Origin of the sequence: Dyadobacter jiangsuensis (assembly GCF_003014695.1) — a bacterium.
Classification (GTDB): Bacteria; Bacteroidota; Bacteroidia; order Cytophagales; family Spirosomataceae; genus Dyadobacter; species Dyadobacter jiangsuensis.
Genome location: NZ_PYAS01000020.1, coordinates 1 through 19,908, shown reverse-complemented (window position 1 = coordinate 19,908; position 19,908 = coordinate 1). Strand labels below are relative to the sequence as shown.

The window sequence follows — 19,908 nt, the reverse complement described above, 5'->3', positions numbered from 1 at the left end:
AATTAGTAAAGCGTATCAGGGGCTTTTCTGCCGACGATCGGTCTTATGTTGAGCTGCGTTTAATGCTGGATTGTACACTGTAAGACGCAAATATCAGCTGCCAGTGCAACATTTCTATCTCCATGGAGGGTCACGATTGTTTGTGTCTTTTATTCCTGGAATATAAAACGGAGTTAGAATAAATAAATTGAAATGTAGAAAAAGTTCAAACGCCAGATGTGCCCGGCAGCGGACTTTTTGACTAATTTAGCAGGCCGCACTCAACAAACCAGGCGGCGCTTTTGCTATGAATATTCAGATCCATCAACACAATGAAACCGCGATTGCGGAAGTAACCTCCGACCAGATCCTTGTACACACGCCGAGCGACGGCCTGCAATTGATGGTCGACTTGTACTATCAGGGTTATGGTGAGATGATTTTGCACGAACAAAATATTACGCCGGATTTCTTTGATCTGAAAACGGGTATTGCGGGCGAGATTTTGCAGAAGTTTACTACTTACCGTGTCCGCCTGGCCATCGTGGGTGACTTTGGGCGCTACGAAAGCAAAAGCCTGCGCGATTTCATTTTCGAAAGCAACAAAGGCAGGCAGGTCAATTTTGTATCTTCGGTGGAAGAAGCCGTTGGAAGATTAGCAAGCTAATGCAATGGAGATAGATGAGATCCTCGAACGTTTTCACCCGCTGCCGGCCGGTTCCAGGGAGGCTTTGAAAGCGCGCATTTCGGAGGCAGAATATCCGAAAGGACATACGCTGATTCGCTCGGGCAGGGTAGAGAAAACGCTTTACTTCATACGGAGCGGCATCGTACGCGCATATTCAGACGCCGATCGCGGGGATGTGACTTTCTGGTTCGGAAAGGAGGGAGATGTAGTGATTTCGATGAAAAGCTATGTCTCCGGACAACCGGGCTATGAGCATGTCGAAACCCTGGAAGCATGCGATTTGTACCAGATGAAGGCGCTGGACCTGGAATCACTTTTTGCCAGCGATATTCACATTGCCAACTGGGGACGCAAACTGATCGGCCAGGAGCTGATCAAGACCGAGGAACGGCTCATTTCCATGCAATTCAAAACCGCCCAGCAACGGTACCTCGATTTACTATCTTCGACCCCTGATCTGCTTCATCGTGTGCCCCTGTGCCATATTGCTTCCTACCTGGGCATTACGCAGGTAAGCCTGAGCCGCATTCGCGCGGAGATCAGGTAGCGCTTCGCTTTTTATCATTTGTAAAATTTTTTGTGGATCCGGCGCCGGACCTTTGTAAGCAAAAACAAAGTGTTATGAACTGGATTATTTTGATTATCGCCGGCCTGTTTGAGGTCGGATTTGCCTCTTGTTTAGGAAAAGTCCGTGAAACAAGCGGAAGCGAAATGTATTTATGGTTTACGGGATTTATCATCTCACTGGTTGTGAGCATGGCATTGTTGCTGAAAGCGACGCAAACGCTTCCCATTGGCACGGCTTATGCTGTGTGGACGGGTATAGGAGCGGTTGGAACGGTACTGGTGGGAATACTGGTTTTTAAAGATCCTGTCAGTTTTTGGCGGATATTCTTCATCAGCACGTTGATTCTCTCCATCGCGGGACTCAAAATGGTTTCGCAGCATTAGCCAATGGCAGTTCCGGCATTGATTTTTACCAATTCGGTCCTGTGGATTTTTTTGTACAGACGCGAAGCCTATGAACCGAAGCAACCAAATCATTTTTGCCGACCGGAAGGATGCCGGACTGCAACTGGGGCATTTCCTGAGCCCACGCTATAAAGGCGCGGACCCACTCGTAATGGGCATTGCCCGGGGAGGGGTGGAGGTGGCATACTATGTTGCCCAATGCCTGGAAACAGACCTGAATATGGTTATTTCCCGGAAATTGCCGGTACCGGGCTGCCCGGAAGTCGGTTTCGGGGCCATTGCGGAAGACTTGTCGGTGTACATCGCTCCGCGTTTCAGGCGGTCGCTCGAACCGGAGACTATCGGCGAGATCATCGACGAGCAGACCGACGAGGTGAACCGCCGGATCGGCGTATACAAACATGGCAAACCGCTCCCGGATCTGCGGGGGCGGACCGTCATTATCGTCGACGACGGCATTGCGACCGGCGTAACGCTCGTGCCCGTACTACGCCTCTGCCGCAGCCGCGGTGCCGACCGCGTGATAGTGGCCGTGCCGGTGGCCGGCAATAACTATGACGCTCACCTGAACGACGCCGACGCCATCGAAATACTCGTTATGCCCGAATGGTTTTACGCGGTGGAGCAGGTGTATGCCTCATTCCGCGACCTTACCGACGATGAACTGCTGGCGATCGTTCGCAAGGGCGCATACCTGCGGTCGGGTTGGGAACACGTGCGGGGGTTACATTTTTAGGGTTATTTTGTTTCATTACGGGCACGGCTACTATGATTTCGACAAGTGTATTATGGTTTGTACTGCGCCGGGGCAGGTGATGACGCCGCTGAATTACCGGCGGTCGCTGGCTTCATGAAAAGAGGCTACCCGGATTTCAGGTAGCCTCTCGATGTACGTACGAAATAACTTAATCTTTGTCAGGCGTAATTAGAAATTTGCCTTGCCTGTATCCCACCACAAGCGGGTAGCGATATCGTCTTTTGCACCGGTGCCCATTTTGGAAACTGCATCCGCAACGGCAGCCGTGTTGCCGTTTCTCTCCGCATTTACAAACGGCATTCTTTTGATCCATTCTGTTGCCGGAATTACACCCCAGTCGTTGTTGCTATCGTTTTTGGCCACGTGCGGGATTTTAGGATAGCCTGTACGTCTGAAATCTACCCACGCTTCCTGTGTATTGGTGAAGGTGTTGAGGTATTTCTGGGTGATGATTTTTTCCAGTTTCAACTCGTTTGAATCTGCATTGTTCCAGGCCACGGTGATGGTGGAAGCGGCAGTGAAGTTGTTGCGGGCGTCGATCGGGTCCACGTAGCTGATCGGTTTGCTGGTTGCATCGGCCAGATAAGCGTCTACACCACCTGCGCCCCAATCGGCAAACGACAGCTTGATACCTTCCTCGTAGTTGGTTTTAGGATCTCCGGCGCCTGCCCAGCCTCTCAATCCGGCTTCGGCTTTCAGGAATGCCACTTCGGCCGCTGTAAAGTTTCTTCTGGTTTGAACCGTCTGGAAATCTTCGCTCACTTTCGAGAATGGAACGTGGTCGGCTTTCGCTTTAATGTAAGCACCATTGCGTACGCCTTTGTAAGGCACAGAAGGGTGGTCCGCATACAAGGCAGCATTGGACATAGGAGCGAAGTATTTGGAAATACGACCGTCTTTCAAGCCCACCAGGAACGACTCCATGACAGCACCCATGCGGGTATCATCCCATTCGTAGCAGATTTGCGCTACCGGTATTTTATTACCGTTCAATGAGTTGATAAAGTTGTCCGAATTGGCGACAATCAAGCCGGCAGGATCGGCCAGCGCTTTTTCTCCCTCGGTTTTTGCCATCGCAGGATCCACTTTTGAAATACGCATAGCCAATCTCAGACGCAAAGAGTTGACCAGCTTTTGCCACCGTGGAATGCTTCCGCCGTATTGGGAAGGATCGAATTTTTTGAATCCGGTATACTCTTTGTTGGCGCCGAGGTCAGTCTGGATTGAATCCAGTTGCTTGAAGAAGAGCGGGTACAGGTCCGACTCTTTGTCGTATGCAATCGAATTGGCAGTAGTTCCGTATTGGGAATAAATAACCGGCCCGTGTACGCCTGTCAATTTGGAAACCGCGTAAATGCGGATCAGCTTAGCCCAGGTTGCAAACAACGGCAGGTTGTTATCTGCTGCGAGCTTGATCACCTGCTTGGCGGGCGACATTACGCTGCCATACACGCGATCCCAGTAAGTGTTCCAGCGGATGTAATACGTCGTATTATTGACGTTACCCACAAAGTCCGTAGGGGTTCCCATGTAACCCATCCAGTTGTCGGAACAAAGGTCCTCTTCGATCTGGTGACCATTGAGGTTGAAAATCATATTGGAGAAAGGCGACCCTACAAGGTTGAAGTCCTGCTTGAGGAGGTCATCCGAAATTTGATATGGATTCTGGTTTGTCTCCACGAAATTGTCGGTACAAGCCGCGAATGCAATCAGGGATACCAGTGCTATAACTAATTTTTTCATGTCAATAACTTTAGAGTTTTTTAGAAAGAAAACTTCAGGTTCAAACCATAGGATCTGGTTGACGGCAAACCAAATACGTCCGTCGATTGCAGATCATTGTTGGTACTCATAGCCTGCTCAGGATCGAAAGGCGCTTTTTTGTAGAAGAAGAACAAGTTGCGGCCTACGAAAGAGATGGATGCGTCTTTGAACACATTGCCTTTGCTTTTGAAGTTATAGCCCAATACAAGCTGTCCTAACCGGATATTCGTTCTGGAATACACATATGGTTCCATGATTTTATTCCGGTCTCCGATGGCAGAATAATAGGTATAAGGAGCGATAGAGCTGACAGCTGCTCCCTCAGACGAAACCGCATTGATCGCTACCGATCCTGCATCTCTTGCTTCCGCTGATCTTTCGCTCACACCGTAGGAATCCAGGAACGCCTCTGTTTTAGAGAATGCAACGCCGCCGAATTTACCGTTAACGAGCACATTAGCGAAGAAGTTGCGGTAGTTGAAGTTGTTAGTCCATCCCAAAAGAAGCTTGGGGTTCACATTACCAACTTTTTCTTGTTTGGCTGCTTTGGTAGGAACACCGTTTTTATCCAGGATAATCTGGCCGGCGTCGTTGCGTGCGAAATGATAAACGTAAACGTCATTGAAAGAACCACCCGCCTTGATGATCGAAGCAAAACCCTCGTTGTCGCCGCCTACCTGATAGTTAGGGTTAGAAGCGATCAACTCAACAATCTTGTTTTTGTTCTGTGAGGCATTGACAGTCGTGTTCCAGCTGAAACGGTCCGTGCGGATAGGCTCTGCATTCAAAGTCAGCTCAAATCCATTGTTCTCGATCCTTCCTGCATTGACATAATAGGTAGTATAACCCGAGCCCGAAGGTGCTGCCAGCGAAAGGAACTGATTGGTACTTACGCCATTGTAATAAGTGAAGTCAAGTCCCAGTTTGTTGTGGAAGAACTTGGTTTCGATACCATATTCGTTAGCTACGATTTTTTCCGGTTTCAGGTTGGTAAACGGAACCTGCGTAGGTCTGTTGATACCACCGATACCGCTCGGTCCACCCGCGCCGCCAATGGTGCTCAAAGGAAGTACTCTGTTATAAGGTACTTCGTTGGCAGTTTGCGAGAACGAAGCCCGAACTTTCAACAAGGAAATAGCCTGTGGCAAATCAAGCATCTGGCTGATCACAGCCGATCCACCGATAGATGGGTAGAAGTACGACTGGTTACCGGTAAGCGCCAGGGTTGAAGCCCAGTCGTTACGTCCGGCCAGGTCGAGGAAGAGGAACTCCTTGTACCCGAGAGACAAGTTGGCGAAGGCTCCTTGCTTGATGGTATTGCTGTATCCCGGATGGTTATTGAAAACCACGTTGTAAGGCATGTTCGAGAAGGTGAACACGTTTGGATACTGCAATGATACCGTTCCGTTGTTTACGGTCATACCATCATAGTACTTGTTTTTCTGATAGCTGAGACCAGCCAATGCATTCAAACTGAAATCGCCCAGGGTCTTATTATAGGTAAGGATACCGTCCGAATAAATAGACTGGTCTGTATACCGTGCGTAGTTCCAGGTACCGTTCGGGCTAACGCTCACAGAGTTACCTCCCGCTGCGTAACGCTTATCGTCCAACACGTTGTTGTAGTCAATGTTAGCACGTACCTCGAATCGCAGGTTCTCAACGATATCGTAGGATGCTTTTACATTCGCAATGATCCTTTTGTAGGATTGCAGTTTCGGATCCTTGTAAAGCTCCCAGTAAGGGTTGTTTTGCTTCTCTTCGGTGGAATACCAGTTCATTTTGTCCATATTCCGCTCCTTATTGAACACCGCGTAATTGTCCTTATAGCTTTGGAAGTCGCGGTCTCTGGCGAACAGGTACAGGCCGGTCAGCGGGTTGTTGTAATAACCTGCGCCAGGGCGGTTTTTGGATACTTCGGAAGACAGGATTACACCGGAGCTGATCGTAATTTTGTCTTTCAGCATTTTGGTACTCTGTCTGAACGAGAAATTGTTCTTCCGGTAGGTATTTGTGGGCATAATACCATTAGAAGACACGTTGGCGTAGGAGAAGTATACATTCGTCTTCGCATTTCCGCCTGTGACGGCTACCGAATTGGTGAAGGTAGTACCGGTGCGGAAGAAGTCGTCGATGTAATTTTTCTGATAATTGTCAGATTTTACTTCAGCTGTTCCGACGGGTGTCCAGCTGTAATCCCCGCCCACGGTGCCGTAGCGGTACTGGAACTTGGGAAGACCCGATACTTTTTCCAAAACTGCGCTGGAATTGAAGTCCACCGAGAGTTTCCCTTCTTTTCCTTTTTTAGTAGTGATCAGGATCACCCCGTTGGCGCCCTGGCTACCATAAAGGATAGAAGCATTTGCACCTCTCAAAATGCTGATGCTTTCGATGTCGGCAGGGTTGATAGACGAAAGACCATCACCACCATCAGTTCCACCGTAAGACCCTGGCTGGCCACCTTTGTTATTGACCATCGGGATACCGTCGATTACATAGAGGGCTTCGCTGGATCCTTGCAACGACTTGTTACCGCGGAGTACGGCTCTGGTAGAACCGCCCGCGCCAGAGCTGCTCACTTTAATGTCGATACCCGCGGCCTTACCGTTAAGAGCATCTACGAAGTTGGTGTTGGCAGCGGCACGTAATTCTTGTCCGCCGATTTGCTGTGTTGCATAGGTCAGCGCTTTCTTGTCGCGTTGAACACCCAATGCCGTTACGACCACTTCGTCCAGTGTAGCGGCTGATGTTTCCAGGACTACATCCAGCACACTTTGTGATCCAACGACCACCTCTTTACGGGTGAAGCCAATGGATGAGAATATTAATATGGTCTGATCATTTGGAACCTCGATGGAGAACTTACCTTCGGCATCCGTAATCGTACCGACTTCACTGCCTTTGATCACTACCGTGGTACCCGGTACGGCTTCACCTTTGTTATCGGTTACTTTTCCGGTAACGCCTCTTACAGCGGCTACCGACGCGACTCTGTTTTTCGAAATGCCTCCCGGGGCGATCGTGGGAACGGCAAAGGACGTGCCTACGGAAGCCGTAAGCGCGGCAATCTGGTAAAAAGAAAGTTTCATCCACCGCGGACACTTTACTTCCTGTTTTCTTTTCATAACTCTGAATGGTTAAATTTTAGGAAAAATTTGGCATAGAGGCTCTGCATCACCTCTGCGAGGTGACCAGGCGTTGAAGAGCGTCAAAGTGCTGACTTTAAGGCTTCTTTCGATGGGAAGGATTGAGATGTAGAGGGTTAGGGCATAGGCAATACTCGTAATTTTTATTAAAAAGTAATTAAATTATGCAATAAGTGTATTGAACAGGTAGTTCGTTTTGAAGTTTTTTTAAAAATAGTAATTTTATTGGGTACCTGATACATTTGGTAGGAGTTTATTCTAAAAAATTTCAATTTTCTCGCTTAGGTAGTTACCGAAGGACACACAGCCGAATATCGTGTCCCTAATTCCCCCTCTATTTGTCCCGAATGACTACGCGATGTTGTGCTGCATCTGTCTAATTTGGCGTCAGTTTAAAGCTGATCAATAGACGTCAATTAACATGGGAAAAATAATAGCCGGGATTAACATGACGCTGGATGGCGTATGCGACCATACGAAGGTGGACCCGGATGCTCAAGTCCATAAACACTATGAAGAATTGCTGCGCCAGACCGACGCGATTCTGTACGGGAGGATCACCTACCAGCTGATGGAATTCTGGAAGAGCCTTCTGGAAAGTCCGTCGGGTAATCAATCCCTGGACGACTTCGCGGTGGCGATCGATGGCATCCCGAAGATTGTCTTTTCGCGCACGTTGCATGATGTCGACTGGAAAAGTGCTGCGCTGGCAAAGAGGAACCTGGAAGAAGAGACACGCACGCTTGCAGAGCAACCCGGCAAGCGCATTCTGGTGGGTAGCCGCAGCCTCATCATCGACCTCTTGCGATTGAATTTAATAGATGAGTTTCAGCTGATGATCCATCCCGTTATTGCGGGAGAGGGTATGAAGTTGTTTGAAAACATCCGCGACAGGAAGCTTTTGAAATTGACCCAAGTAAAAGTCTTCGACTCCGGGGCGGTACTACATTATTATGAACCCGTGAAAGAACCGGGTGATAAATGAACTCTCCATGTCACCTGCGGTGCGAAATTTTTGATAGTTTAGGGCGAAAAATGAGAGATCGCTCCCTATGCTTATTAAATGGGTCAAAATTCTGCTTGTAGTCTGTCTTGCGCTGGTGACTACGGGCCTGATGCTTCGTTATATGGATGTCACGTCGGCAGCATTCAGTTTCGGATTCAATTTTGCGCAAATGTTCTGGGCCTCGGTGCTCGAAACTCAGCTCAAACCCGCTCTCGACTCGCCCTTTTTTAATTCTTACCCTTTTGAGAAGGAGGGGAGAGTATACCGGATGTTAGGTGTAGAGTGGTACCGGGCCATTCTGATCAAAAGCGGGTGGGAGAAGTTGCGGCAAAAGTCTACCCCCATCAGAAAAAGCCTTCATGACTTTCAGGCCTACGAGCGGGCAAGCCGCGTGGCAGAAGCAGGACATTTGGCAGCAGGCGTCGTTGTTTTAATCGTCACTGGCTACGTAATGTTGGCCTACTCGGTCAGGGATGCGCTATGGCTGGTTGTGTTCAATGTCTTACTTAATTTCTACCCTGTGTTGTTACAGCGTTATACCCGTCCAAGATTGCTGCGGATGATTGAGAAACTTAAAAAAAGCCTCCCGGCTTTTGCTGGAAGGCTTTCGTAAATGCAATCGAACAAATGAGGGGCTATGAGCTTTACCCGTCGATTTAGATTGAGAGCTTCTTCATATATTCTGCATCGTTTGCCAAGCTGACAAGAGGGGATACCGGGTATTCCTCTTGTTCCACCAGGAAATACTTGATGCCGCTATCCTTAGCCAGGCGCAAAGTCTTTTTGAAATCGACGCTACCTTTACCCAGGTCGTTTTGTACGGGCTTGCCGTTTTCCTTATTGTAGTCTTTCACATGGCAGAGCTCATACCGCTTGCCATGCTTTTTAAGGTGCTCCGCAGTGGCAACGCCCGCCACGTCGATCCAGCAAAGGTCTAGTTCAAACATGACACTTTTCGGATCGGTGTTTTGAAGCAGGTAGTCCTGCGGCAGCTTGCCATCCAGCGGACGGAACGAATAGTCATGGTTGTGGTAACCAAATTTCAATCCCGATTTGGTTACCTGTTCACCGACCTGATTAAAGTTGTCGGCAACGATTTTCCACTCGTCCCATGTTTTTTGCGGGCCAATCCACGGGCAGATCAAATATTTCAGTCCCGCGCCCTGCGCCATGTCGATGTATTTTTTCAGGGTCTCGGGGTTCTCGGCCGCACCCTTGAAATCGAAATGCGTGCTGACCATCTTTACGCCAAGCCCATCCAGGAAGCTCTTGATTTCCTTCGGCTCCATACCCCACAGAAAGCCTTTGGGTCCGCTGAAACTCTCGAATTGCTTGTAACCCATTTCGGCAAGTTTTGTCATGACGCCTTTCGGATCATCCGGCAGCAAGCTGCGAACGCTGAAAAGCTGAACACCAAATGGGTCAATCAATTTTTTAGGTGCAGCTAATGCCTCCAACGAATTAGCAGCCAATGCACCGGCAACCGCCAGGCCGGAGCGTTTTAGAAAGTTTCTTCTTAACATGATAATAATGGGAATGTCGTAGCGACTATAAAAATTGAAAATGTAGAAATTGAAATTTTTCTTGCAAATTATTGCAAAATATTGATTTTTCGCAAAATATTGCAGAGTGTATAATCTGACAAAATGACCAAGGAAGACCGTTTTGAGCATATTTTGACGAAGCTGAGTGTTAATCAACGAGTTCATTTTGAAGAGCTTGCTGTCGAATTGAATGTGTCCGAAGATACGATCAGAAGAGATATAGATATTCTTGGGAAAAACGGGCTTCTGGTCAAGGTGCGCCGGGGGGGCATTATCCCGGCGATTAACCCTCTTTCGTTTCAGGAGCGGGCCAGTTTGTTTCCGGAGGGAAAGGAACGTATTGCATTTAAGGTGCAGCCGCATTTGTCGGAGGCGAAGACGGTATTCATGGATGGCGGCACTACAATACTGGCTATCGCCGCGGCTATTCCAATCAATGCCGAGTTACGGATCATTACCAACAATATGGCTTTGCCTGCGGTATTGCACGAACACGAGCAGGTAGAAATCATTTCTCTCGGCGGAAACTATAACCGGAACACGCGGACCACTACCGGAGCACAAACTTGCCTGGAGGCGTGCAAATACGTGGCTGATCTTTACCTTATGGGCGCATGCGGCATCGACCATGCATTGGGCGTAACTGCCCAAGTCGCAGAAGATGGAGAAGTAAAGAGAGCCTTCCTGGCATCCTCTCGCAAAACCATTGCGGTGGTTACACAAGAGAAGATAGGCCGGATTGATTTTTTCAAAGTCGCAAATCTGGATGCGATCGATACGATCGTCACAGATTTACCTAGCGACGACTTCCGGTTAAATGCCTATCGCTTTGCCGGTCGCGAGATCCTTTGACGCTGGTAAATACTTTGTTTGCCATGTTGATTGGTTGCAGTATTTACATTTCATTAACCTTCTTTTACAAGGCATTAACAGACGACAGGACGGAAACTGTTTAGCTTTGCTGGCACCGCACCGGGTACCCACCGGGTGGCGACCACCCAGTGGGTGAAATTCTTAAAAGCAAAAAAAAGTAATCACTTTTCCGACCAAACCATCCATGAAAAATCAACGCCTCTTTCTGATTCTTTCCTTTCTATTAGTTGTATTTCAAGTCCAGGCCGATGATCTGGACGATTTTATCCGGAGCCAAATGCAGAAGCGGCGTATTCCCGGTTTATCCCTGGCTATCATTCAGAACGGAAGAATCTTGAAAGCTCAGGCATATGGATTTATTGATAAGGATGGAAAGGTGCCTGTCACGACCAGCACCTTGTTTCAGGCGGGCTCGGTGAGTAAATCGGTGGCGGCTATGGGCGCGCTGTATCTTGTTGAGCATGATAAACTTGTTCTGGATGAGAACGTGAATGAAAAACTTAAAAGTTGGAAAGTACCTGATAATGAATTTACAAATGACAAAAAGGTTACGCTGCGCGGGATACTCAGCCATACGACCGGCTTGACCGTGCACGGATTCCCGGGATACGCGGTGGGCGCGAAGGTTCCTTCGATAGTTCAGATTCTCGATGGGGCGGACCCAGCCAATACACCACCGGTCCGCGTGGACTTTGTTCCGGGCTCCCGGTGGAGGTATTCAGGGGGCGGTTATACCGTCATGCAGCAACTGATGACGGATGTGACTGGGGCTGCTTTTCCGGAATTCATGAAAAAAAGTGTGCTTTCACCATTGGGTATGAAAAATAGTACTTACCAGCAACCGTTGCCTTCGGAACTGGCAAAATTGACGGCGACCGGCCACTATAACAACCGAAGCTTGGTGGAAGGGCGCTGGCACGTTTATCCCGAGATGGCGGCAGCAGGATTGTGGACAACGCCATCCGATCTGGCTCGATTCGCGATTAGCATTCAGGATGCTTATGCAGGAAAATCAGGAGGCGTTTTATCGCAGTCCATGACCCGCCAAATGTTGACAGATCAGAAGAACAGGGATGGACTTGGTGTTTTTTTGCAGGGTGATAGTACTTCGCTCCGCTTCGGTCATAATGGGCGCGACGAGGGTTTTGATGCGTTACTTACTGCCAGTGTGGCCAAGGGACAAGGCGTTGTGATCATGATCAATGCGAATGACAACTCGCATATGATGGGCAGGATTGTTGATTTTATCGCCGACTATTACCACTGGGATGGATTTCCTGTAAAGACTAAACCGGTTGCAGTAGAGGTGGATTCACAAACTTTAAAGGCTTTTCAAGGTCGATATGAATTGTTTAATAATCGAATGGTCACTTTTGAGGCTGAAAATCAGCGACTCTTTACCTTGGAAGACGGATTTGTTGATGAAGAGTTTGTGCCAGTCGGCAGCAATAAATTTACATCGACTGACCGCAATGTTTCAGTGACCTTCATTTCCGATGCAAATGGAAATGTGACAAGTTTTAAGCTTGAAGACAACAATCAAGGCTATGAGCGAACGGTACCGCGTATCGGGCCTCTTGCCGATGGCCGTAAAAACAACGCCGATCCTGATCCGTCACGCACTCCCAAAATCATGGCGGCTTTGCAGGCTATGGTAAAAGGTGGTAAAATATTAGAAGAAGCATCAGCCCTCACTTCCGGAGCCAAACGCGATTTTGCCCAAGGAATGCGGGAGCCGGAAGCTTTGAAATCATTGACTTTTATTCATTCAGAAAACGTCGCAGGGCGGGGGATCCAGCGCCATGGAAGTGATGTAAGCGAAATAGTAACTTACCAATTAAAATCCAATCAGCCGGACACCTATATTCTCGTCCATCTGACGTCCGATGGCTTGGTTACGGATTGCGATCTCGTTGAAAAATGATAGCTATTTGAAACGAATTATGCACAAAAAAGCCCCTCAACTTATGCCGAGGGGCTTTTTGGCTATTTAGGAATTTTATGATATGATCCGGATTTGATCAAAAAGATTTCCTGGATTCTACATTAAGCTGAATATCTGCCATATCATCATCACAAGGTTGAGAATTACGAAGAATCTTATCAGTGTAGTGAGTTTAGGTGAAGAAAGTGAGACCCGTAGCAAGCAGGTGATTGCCAATACGTTCATACCTATGTGCAAAGTAGTCAGAACACGGGCGTTTCTTAAAAATGGCGGGTAATTTGATAAATACAACTGCCTGGCGGTTTCAAAATTGATCTCGTTCGTTAGACTTAGTTTTAACCATAAAATGAAGCTCAATAGTACGCCCAAACTGAGAAGTATCCCCACAGGAATAAATGCCTTTTTGCTGATCGATTCCTTCATTGCGTTGTGGTTAAAATGCCTGCCAGCACTACACGCCAAAGATAACGTGATAGTTTGCGAGCAAGATACAAACTAAAACCTTCTTCCTCTCTCCATGAACTGCCAATGCAATTGTAACGCTATTGGGTCAAAGTTGAATTGTAAGTCGGGAAGGTGTTTGACGGGATAGTCGAACACCAAATCAACCGTCAAATATTCAAAAATGGTGTTTTGGAATACTCCTAAGCACAAAAAGGAGCCCCTCAGCGCAAGTTGAGGGGCTACCGCACCCGAAACGGGACAAATGTCGAACCGGTTTCTCGATGATCTAAAATTTGTGTTGCAGATAGGTGGCTAACAGAGAGGTGTTTATTTGCTTGTGGCTTGCTTTTGGAGTACGATAATCTCATCATTGAACAGAGTACCAAATGAATGGTACCCTGCGCAATGAGGGCCCCTGAAATTTCATCAGTATAATAATAGGTTTACAATGCGACAACGACTTTGCCGATAGTCCTTCCCGTTTCGATCTGCAAGTGTGCCTGGGGCATTTCAGAAAAGTTAAATATGTGAGACACGTGGGGCTTAATCACACCTTTTTCCAGAAGCGAAGCTATTTGCCTCATATCATCTCCATCAGACTTCACCAAAATGAAGTAAGCGTTTACTCGCATCTCATTTGCTTTTTCGGTCACCTGGTCATTTAGCCCGGTTGGAATGCTGATGACTGTTCCTCCTTCTTTGGTTACTGCGATAGAGTGCTCGATGTTAACTCCGCCAATGGTATCCAAAACGAAGTCATATTCGCGCCTCTGGATCAGCCAATCGTAACCATGATAATCGATATGCCTGTCGACTCCCAAGCTCATCACAAAGTCCTGATTGCTGTGTGAGGATGTACCGGTAACATTGGCGCCCAGGTATTTTGCCAGCTGTACTGCCACGTGGCCAACTCCGCCCGCGGCAGCGTGAATTAATACGTTTTGGCCGCGCTGCACTTTACCGTTTGATACGAACGCCTGCCAGGCAGTCAGCGCGACAAGGGTCGATGCCGCCGCTTCTTCAAATGAAACATTGGCCGGTTTGATGGCCAGCTGAGTCGCGGGCGCAGCAACATACTCGGCGTAGGCCTTTCCATGGCCTGGAAAATTGACCATGCCAAAAACTTCGTCTCCGGGTTTGAATAATTCACTCTGGCTTTCCTGCACGACTCCCGCAATGTCCCAACCGAGAATAATTGGTAATGTGTCCTTCAAAGCAGCGTATATCCCTTTGCCTTCGCGCACTTTTGTATCGACGGGGTTGACACTGATTGCTTTCACTTTGACCAATACTTCGCCAGTCTTAATTTCGGGAATTGCGATGTCAACAAGCTCCAACTGGTCGACGCCGCCGGGCCCGTTTAATATTATTGCCTTCATTGTTTTTAGTCAGCTTTGTAAGTGTTGTGAGCTTTCAAATGTCACTTTGGAAGATGTGCTCACCCAGATTAAGTTCGAGATCTCCATTTTGTTGCAAGCCTTTGCCCAACAGATTTTTGATTCGCCGGCGGGCTTCAGGCCATTCCAGGGATGCGAAAAATTTGACCTGCGTATCAGTGATATCTTCGTTTTTGGGAAGGGTTGCTCTTTCATTCATAATGGATTTGATTGAGGCAATTGCTTTTTGATCGAATGAGGCAATCCTTTTCGCAAACTGCTCAACGAATGAATCCAGCTCTGCGTCCGGAATAGCCCTGTTTACCCAACCATAGGCTGCTGCTGTTTCGGCATCATAATCCTGTCCGCTCAAAATAATTTCGAGCGCCCGGGCCTTGCCTGTCAACAGATGCAAACGCTCCAATCCGCCGCCGCCTGGAAATGAACCGATGCCTATCTCGACTTGCGCGAGGAGGGCCTTTTCCTTGCTGGCGAAACGTATATCGAATGCCTGAGCGAACTCGCTTCCCAGTCCCCGCGCTCTTCCGCGAATGGCTGCGATACTTACGAAGCTGGCTTGCTCCAGACGCTTGGCCATATCCGGCCAGGCAATTGACAGGCCGGTTTTACCCATACCCTTGGGGAAGTCATTTACATTGAGCAGCTCGACATGGGCCACAAAAAAGTCAGGGTTAGCACTTTCAAAGACGACCACTTTCAGGTTGTCGTTAGCCTCCATTTCATCCAATAGTACCATCAGCTGTTTGGAGAACTCGGTATCAAACATATTGATCGGCGGATTGTCGAAAGTGACTTTCCAATAGCCCTCGCTGATCTTGTCGGTTTTGAAAATCATGTTTGTGTTTGAATAGTTATGGAGCAAATATTTAGAATGCTCAAAACTATAAACCGACACTTTCAGCCAGCCAACACAAACCAAGGAGATCCTTACACTTTTCCCTGATTTCTGATTTCAACCGGCGATTTGCCTTTTATTTTTTTGAAGAGACGAGAGAAGTAGGGGGTATTGTCAAAACCCAGCTGATACGCCACGTCCTGTACATTCATATCGGTTTGGGTTAGCAGAATTTCCGCCTGCTCTATCACATATTCATGGATCAGTGCAATGGTGTTTTTCCCTGTTTCCTGCCGTACCAGGTCAGTGAGGTAATTAGGCGAAAGGTTGAGCTTTGAGGCTAATGCGGATACGGTTGGTACCCCGCTTACAGGCTTGGAAAAGTTGTTGTAATGCTGTTGCAGAAGCTGTTTTACTTTGGAAATGATCGATCGCGAAGGGCTTTGGCGATCACGAAATTGCCTTTCATAATAGATTTCCGCGTAAGTGAGTACCACATTCAGCAATGAAAGAACCACCTCTATATTAGCATCGGCTTTGTTGTTGAGCAGTTCCGTATGAATCCTGGTAAAAAGCCAGGTAATGGTCTCTTCCTCCTCTGGGGTCAGAAACAACGCGTCATCAATTTCATAGCTGAAATATTTGTAACGACTGATCCGGGCAGCGATCGGATTTCTTTTGATCAGATCGGGATGAAAAACAAAAGCGTAACCGTCCCAAAAAGTCAGTGTGTCCCATGAAACGACTTGGCCCGGTTCGCTGAAGAGCATCACACCGTTTTCAGTCTTGTACTTGCCGCTGCCATATCTGATATCACCCGAAAAATTCTTTTTAAATGCTATCTTAAAAAGATTTACCTGGATCTCGGCGCTTTGAGCTGGAAAACTGGGGATGGCCTGTTTGCAAATCCGGCTGTCCATCAACGGATGCATCGGGTTAGATAGGTTCAGGTATTTGTTATATGGGGTGAGATCGTCGAATACTTTCATGCCACAAAAGTAATCAGAATGCCGGCTTGTGGCCTTTTTACAAGATAAACGGCAACAGTTGTCGTGTTAGGCACAAAAAAAGCCCCTCAACTTGCGTTGAAGGGCTACCGTACCCGCAACGGAACAAATGTCGAACCATTTTCTTGATGATCTAGAATCAATATCTGAGTTAAATGCCTGAAAACGAGATGCAAAGTTGAGTGTTGGAACTAAGAGCGTACGAAAATACGGTGGTTTAAGCGTACTATGCTGGTATGTGTATAAAGTGCAATCGGAGGGTCTAAGCAGGGTTGTTTAGTTCATAAATTACGAAGTGCACGCGTTTAAATGCAACTTAGCCAATGACTGATGAATGGTTGGCTCTCTTATTTGTGCTGTCGAAAGCGGGAATTACCTGATTATTCCATTTTTCCTATTCTTACCTTTTTCAGTATGATTCGGAACTCCCAGTTTACTTAGAATTTGATCTGTTAGATCGGTTTGTAGATCATTCGAATATAGTACTAGGGGCGCTGATTCGCCGGCATTGTAGTTTGGATAATTTCTGGCAACGTAAGTCACGTGAAGCTCCTTAGCGCATTCAGCGATTGCAGCTTTAACCGTCTTCTCAATCTCGGGAAACTTGCTCGCATATTTCATGCGCAGGTCATTTTCTGCATTAGCCTGAAATTCCTGCATAGAGGCTTGAAGCGTTTCTAGCTCGGTCGCTTTGTCCTTCAAAACGGGTTCTGGCGTCTGTTTCCCTAAATTCTGATAAGCTTGCAATTTTTGCTGGTAAGCTGCCAATTTTTCTTTTTGGAGTACCTGATATCTTGAAGATGAGCTATCGATCTCGGTCATCAGTTTTTTGTACGACGGAAGATTAGCGTACACATATTCGAGGTCAACTGTTGCGATCTTAATGTTTTGACCTAGTGCTCTTGTGGACGCTAGCGATGTTATTGCCGATATGTACAGCAGGATGCGCGTCATTTTTTTGGTAGTTTAATTCTCATATCGACCATTTTCCCCGGCAGTGGGCGATACATCGCGATTCGGAATCTTTGCAATTTTGTCGTCGGAGGAGTGCTGTCACGAAGGTCAAGGACGCTCTTCTCGAAAAGCTCCCTGACGAGTTTGTCACCAATCGGGCCGGTTTTCGCGGGCGAATAAATGGATCTATTTCCCCAAAATCCTGGTGGCGCTGTCTGCCGCACGGCAAGCGGTAACGTATCGACTGCAATGTTGAAGGCGATATTCATCGTATAGCGAACCGCCACGGGTTTGAAGTTTTTTTCAGCGGGTCGCCATCTTGGCATCATGCGAACGATTCGTAAAGCTTCATTATCCAGATCTTTCCTAACGCCTTTTTCTATTTTAGCATCGCTTACAATTCCAGCTGTATCAATATGGAAAGATACCGAGACATGCCCTTCAACACCATCAAGTATGGCCTGCTCCGGATATTTTAGCGTCATGGCGATAAAATTGCTCCTACCAGGAAGTCCTGGCCAACGGTCCAGTGGAATGCGGGACGATTCATTACCGGCAAGCATTCGTTTGGCTGCACTTCTTTCTTGTTTCGTCAAAAGTTGCTTTGCATTGCTTTTTAGGCGAATATGGTATTCGGCGTTCGGCTTGCGGATTTTTTGAGTGTAGCGCAAGAAATCGTCATGTATCACTGTGATTGTTGACCCTCGAGGGATATTATTGACCTCGAAGTTGCCGGTCGTATTGGTTACCGTACTTTCATAGGTACCAGAGAAAGTGATTGCAGCATTGGTCACAGGCAATCCTGATTCATCAGTTACAATTCCCTTAACCGATATCAAACCGGTGCCATATTTATTTTTGGTTTCGGTGTTCCTTTCTTCGGAGACATACTTTCTGGCAGCCATCAGAACTACTGCTAATGCGAGCACCGGCAGTAACAGGAGGTACTTGCCCCTTAGCCAGGCGGCTGTCCGGTTCCTGTATATCATATGAATGCGCCTTTTAAGTAGCGATGCGTTGAAGAATTGGTTGGTTACCGAAGAGGAAATAGCACCTTTTGCGTATGTAAGCAGAAAGGTAGCATAATTATCTCTGTCGGTAGCCTGTTCGTCAGCTAGAAACTCATGGGTATCCTGCAATGCGCGTTTGTAGAGCCAGAGGGCCGGATTGAACCAAAATAGCACCTTTAAGATTTCAATCAGAAGAATATCGAGCGTATGCCATTGCCTGATGTGCACCATTTCATGCGTAAAAATGGGTTCAAAGTTTTGTTCGTAGTCATCATTGGAAATAATCATCCATTTCAGAAATGAAAACGATCCGCTCCGGGCATATTGGCGCTGACTTATCACCAGTTGGTACTCCTGCATGGGAACCGAGATCCCGCTTCGTACGATTTGACATACTTGTAAAATAGCTTTGATCAGAGCAATAGCCATTGAAATCGCTCCGGCACAATAACATGCGAGTAGCAAATATGCTGTATAATTTGTGTTAGGGGTTACTTCCCCAACTATCACTGTGCCGGTTGCGATTACCGCAGCTCCCGCACTTTCAACGACGCTGACCGTTTGCTGCAATTCAAGAGCGGGAATTATAAAGCTGACGATCAATGAAAAAAGTAAATAGGCACGGTTGAGCATAAAAAAGGTATGCTTCCGGAATAGCAGCCAGTAGCACCCATAGAATACTACCCAGCAGATATTGACTTTCAGTAGATAGGGAAGTGCTTCCATATTTCAGGATGGTTATTTTTTGCTTTTATTTTTCTCGATAAATGCGGCCAAATCGTCAAGGTCACTCTTCTTTAAATTATCGTCTTTCATGAAGAAAGAGACCAGGTTAGTCACAGAATTGTCAAAGTAATTTTCGACAAGTTGCTGAACTTCATATTTGCGGTACTCCTGCTCGCTGATTAGCGGGTAAAATTCGTGCGTGTTGCCATACGTCTTATGGGCAACGATGCCCTTTTTTTCCAGTATTCGCACGAAGGTCGCCACAGTAGTATATGCGGGCCTGGGTTCATCCATTTGCGCGAGGATATCTTTGATGAATGCTTTACCCAATTGCCAGAGAATTTTCATGATTTCTGCTTCGGCCCTAGTAAGTGAACGAGGTTCCATATTCTGGATTAATGACTGATGATGGGCGCAAGTAAACTACTAAAAATTTAGTATACAAGCTAAGTGGTTAGTTTTTTTACTAATGTTTTAGTAGGATTCAATTTCTCGTTCTTTCTTGCTTCCCATTATGATAGTGTTCCACCGTCCCTCGGAACGACTTCCGGTCCTTGGTCATTGGGAAGTTTATAGATTTACTCTATTGGCCTGTATGGACAATTTGTTCGGGGGTTTTTATGTACTCTATCGGGCGTGCCTGCACTGAGAAATGGGAAAATTTGGGCTCAAGGACAACCCACGAAAGCACAATCTGGATTTCGAATGGTCGTTGTATAATGTCAGATGTGAGGTCCGGTAGTTGGACTGCTGATAATTGAAGGAATGGATATTCCTCTCCAAAGTACGCCACGATTCCTCCGAAAGTACGCCATTTATTCCTGGGCAAAGTACGCCACTAAGCTGGCGGTAAAGTAGCGG

Annotated in this window: 17 protein-coding genes; 8 read left to right on the top strand and 9 right to left on the bottom strand. The window is 47.2% G+C overall.

What is annotated here, in order from left to right:
- Positions 1-286: 286 nt before the first annotated feature.
- The 4 genes from CLV60_RS30170 to CLV60_RS30155 all read left to right on the top strand — a co-directional run bounded on the left by CLV60_RS30170 (position 287) and on the right by CLV60_RS30155 (position 2,375).
- A complete protein-coding gene (locus CLV60_RS30170; protein ID WP_106599135.1) occupies positions 287-646 on the top strand; it encodes a DUF4180 domain-containing protein in 360 nt (119 codons plus the stop codon).
- A gap of 4 nt (positions 647-650) precedes the next feature.
- Positions 651-1,214, top strand: coding sequence for a Crp/Fnr family transcriptional regulator (locus CLV60_RS30165; RefSeq protein ID WP_106599134.1), 564 nt, complete (start codon positions 651-653; stop codon positions 1,212-1,214).
- 74 nt (positions 1,215-1,288) lie between these two features.
- Positions 1,289-1,618: a DMT family transporter gene (locus tag CLV60_RS30160; protein WP_106599133.1), complete on the top strand. Its 330-nt coding sequence runs from the start codon at positions 1,289-1,291 to the stop codon at positions 1,616-1,618.
- A 70-nt stretch (positions 1,619-1,688) separates the two neighbouring features.
- A complete protein-coding gene (locus CLV60_RS30155) occupies positions 1,689-2,375 on the top strand; it encodes a phosphoribosyltransferase (protein WP_211302295.1) in 687 nt (228 codons plus the stop codon).
- A gap of 189 nt (positions 2,376-2,564) precedes the next feature.
- On the opposite strand, the gene CLV60_RS30150 is transcribed toward CLV60_RS30155, so the two are convergent.
- Together CLV60_RS30150 and CLV60_RS30145 are read right to left on the bottom strand one after the other, a co-directional pair.
- A complete protein-coding gene (locus CLV60_RS30150) occupies positions 2,565-4,139 on the bottom strand; it encodes a SusD/RagB family nutrient-binding outer membrane lipoprotein (RefSeq protein WP_106599132.1) in 1,575 nt (524 codons plus the stop codon).
- A gap of 20 nt (positions 4,140-4,159) precedes the next feature.
- On the bottom strand, positions 4,160-7,285 hold the full coding sequence (locus tag CLV60_RS30145; protein WP_106599131.1) for a SusC/RagA family TonB-linked outer membrane protein: 3,126 nt from the start codon (positions 7,283-7,285) through the stop codon (positions 4,160-4,162).
- Positions 7,286-7,727: 442 nt separating this feature from the next.
- Here CLV60_RS30145 and CLV60_RS30140 point away from each other — a divergent pair, with 442 nt between their 5' ends.
- Together CLV60_RS30140 and CLV60_RS30135 are read left to right on the top strand one after the other, a co-directional pair.
- Positions 7,728-8,291 (top strand): dihydrofolate reductase family protein, encoded by a 564-nt coding sequence (locus tag CLV60_RS30140; protein WP_106599130.1) that lies wholly within the window; start codon positions 7,728-7,730, stop codon positions 8,289-8,291.
- Positions 8,292-8,358: 67 nt separating this feature from the next.
- The gene (locus CLV60_RS30135; protein WP_106599129.1) at positions 8,359-8,925 is read left to right on the top strand and encodes a glycosyl-4,4'-diaponeurosporenoate acyltransferase CrtO family protein; all 567 of its coding nucleotides are present in this window, start codon (positions 8,359-8,361) and stop codon (positions 8,923-8,925) included.
- A 43-nt stretch (positions 8,926-8,968) separates the two neighbouring features.
- On the opposite strand, the gene CLV60_RS30130 is transcribed toward CLV60_RS30135, so the two are convergent.
- The gene (locus tag CLV60_RS30130) at positions 8,969-9,835 is read right to left on the bottom strand and encodes a sugar phosphate isomerase/epimerase family protein (protein WP_106599185.1); all 867 of its coding nucleotides are present in this window, start codon (positions 9,833-9,835) and stop codon (positions 8,969-8,971) included.
- 123 nt (positions 9,836-9,958) lie between these two features.
- On the opposite strand from CLV60_RS30130, the gene CLV60_RS30125 reads away from it, so the two are divergent.
- On the top strand, positions 9,959-10,708 hold the full coding sequence (locus CLV60_RS30125; protein WP_106599128.1) for a DeoR/GlpR family DNA-binding transcription regulator: 750 nt from the start codon (positions 9,959-9,961) through the stop codon (positions 10,706-10,708).
- 205 nt (positions 10,709-10,913) lie between these two features.
- Complete coding sequence (locus tag CLV60_RS30120; protein WP_106599127.1) at positions 10,914-12,653, top strand: serine hydrolase domain-containing protein; 1,740 nt, start codon at positions 10,914-10,916, stop codon at positions 12,651-12,653.
- A gap of 908 nt (positions 12,654-13,561) precedes the next feature.
- On the opposite strand, the gene CLV60_RS30110 is transcribed toward CLV60_RS30120, so the two are convergent.
- The 6 genes from CLV60_RS30110 to CLV60_RS30085 form a co-directional block, all read right to left on the bottom strand.
- Positions 13,562-14,497, bottom strand: a complete 936-nt coding sequence (locus tag CLV60_RS30110) for an NADP-dependent oxidoreductase (protein ID WP_106599125.1) — start codon at positions 14,495-14,497, stop codon at positions 13,562-13,564.
- A gap of 34 nt (positions 14,498-14,531) precedes the next feature.
- Positions 14,532-15,350 (bottom strand): enoyl-CoA hydratase/isomerase family protein, encoded by an 819-nt coding sequence (locus CLV60_RS30105; RefSeq protein WP_106599124.1) that lies wholly within the window; start codon positions 15,348-15,350, stop codon positions 14,532-14,534.
- 92 nt (positions 15,351-15,442) lie between these two features.
- Positions 15,443-16,339 carry a helix-turn-helix domain-containing protein gene (locus tag CLV60_RS30100; protein WP_106599123.1) on the bottom strand — a complete coding sequence of 299 codons (897 nt, stop codon included), beginning with the start codon at positions 16,337-16,339 and terminating at the stop codon, positions 15,443-15,445.
- 390 nt (positions 16,340-16,729) lie between these two features.
- Positions 16,730-17,311 (bottom strand): OmpH/Skp family outer membrane protein, encoded by a 582-nt coding sequence (locus tag CLV60_RS30095; protein WP_106599122.1) that lies wholly within the window; start codon positions 17,309-17,311, stop codon positions 16,730-16,732.
- Positions 17,308-19,047 carry a M56 family metallopeptidase gene (locus tag CLV60_RS30090; RefSeq protein ID WP_106599121.1) on the bottom strand — a complete coding sequence of 580 codons (1,740 nt, stop codon included), beginning with the start codon at positions 19,045-19,047 and terminating at the stop codon, positions 17,308-17,310. The genes CLV60_RS30095 and CLV60_RS30090 overlap by 4 nt, the downstream gene beginning before the upstream one ends.
- 12 nt (positions 19,048-19,059) lie before the next feature.
- On the bottom strand, positions 19,060-19,434 hold the full coding sequence (locus tag CLV60_RS30085; RefSeq protein ID WP_106599120.1) for a BlaI/MecI/CopY family transcriptional regulator: 375 nt from the start codon (positions 19,432-19,434) through the stop codon (positions 19,060-19,062).
- Positions 19,435-19,908 lie beyond the last annotated feature (474 nt).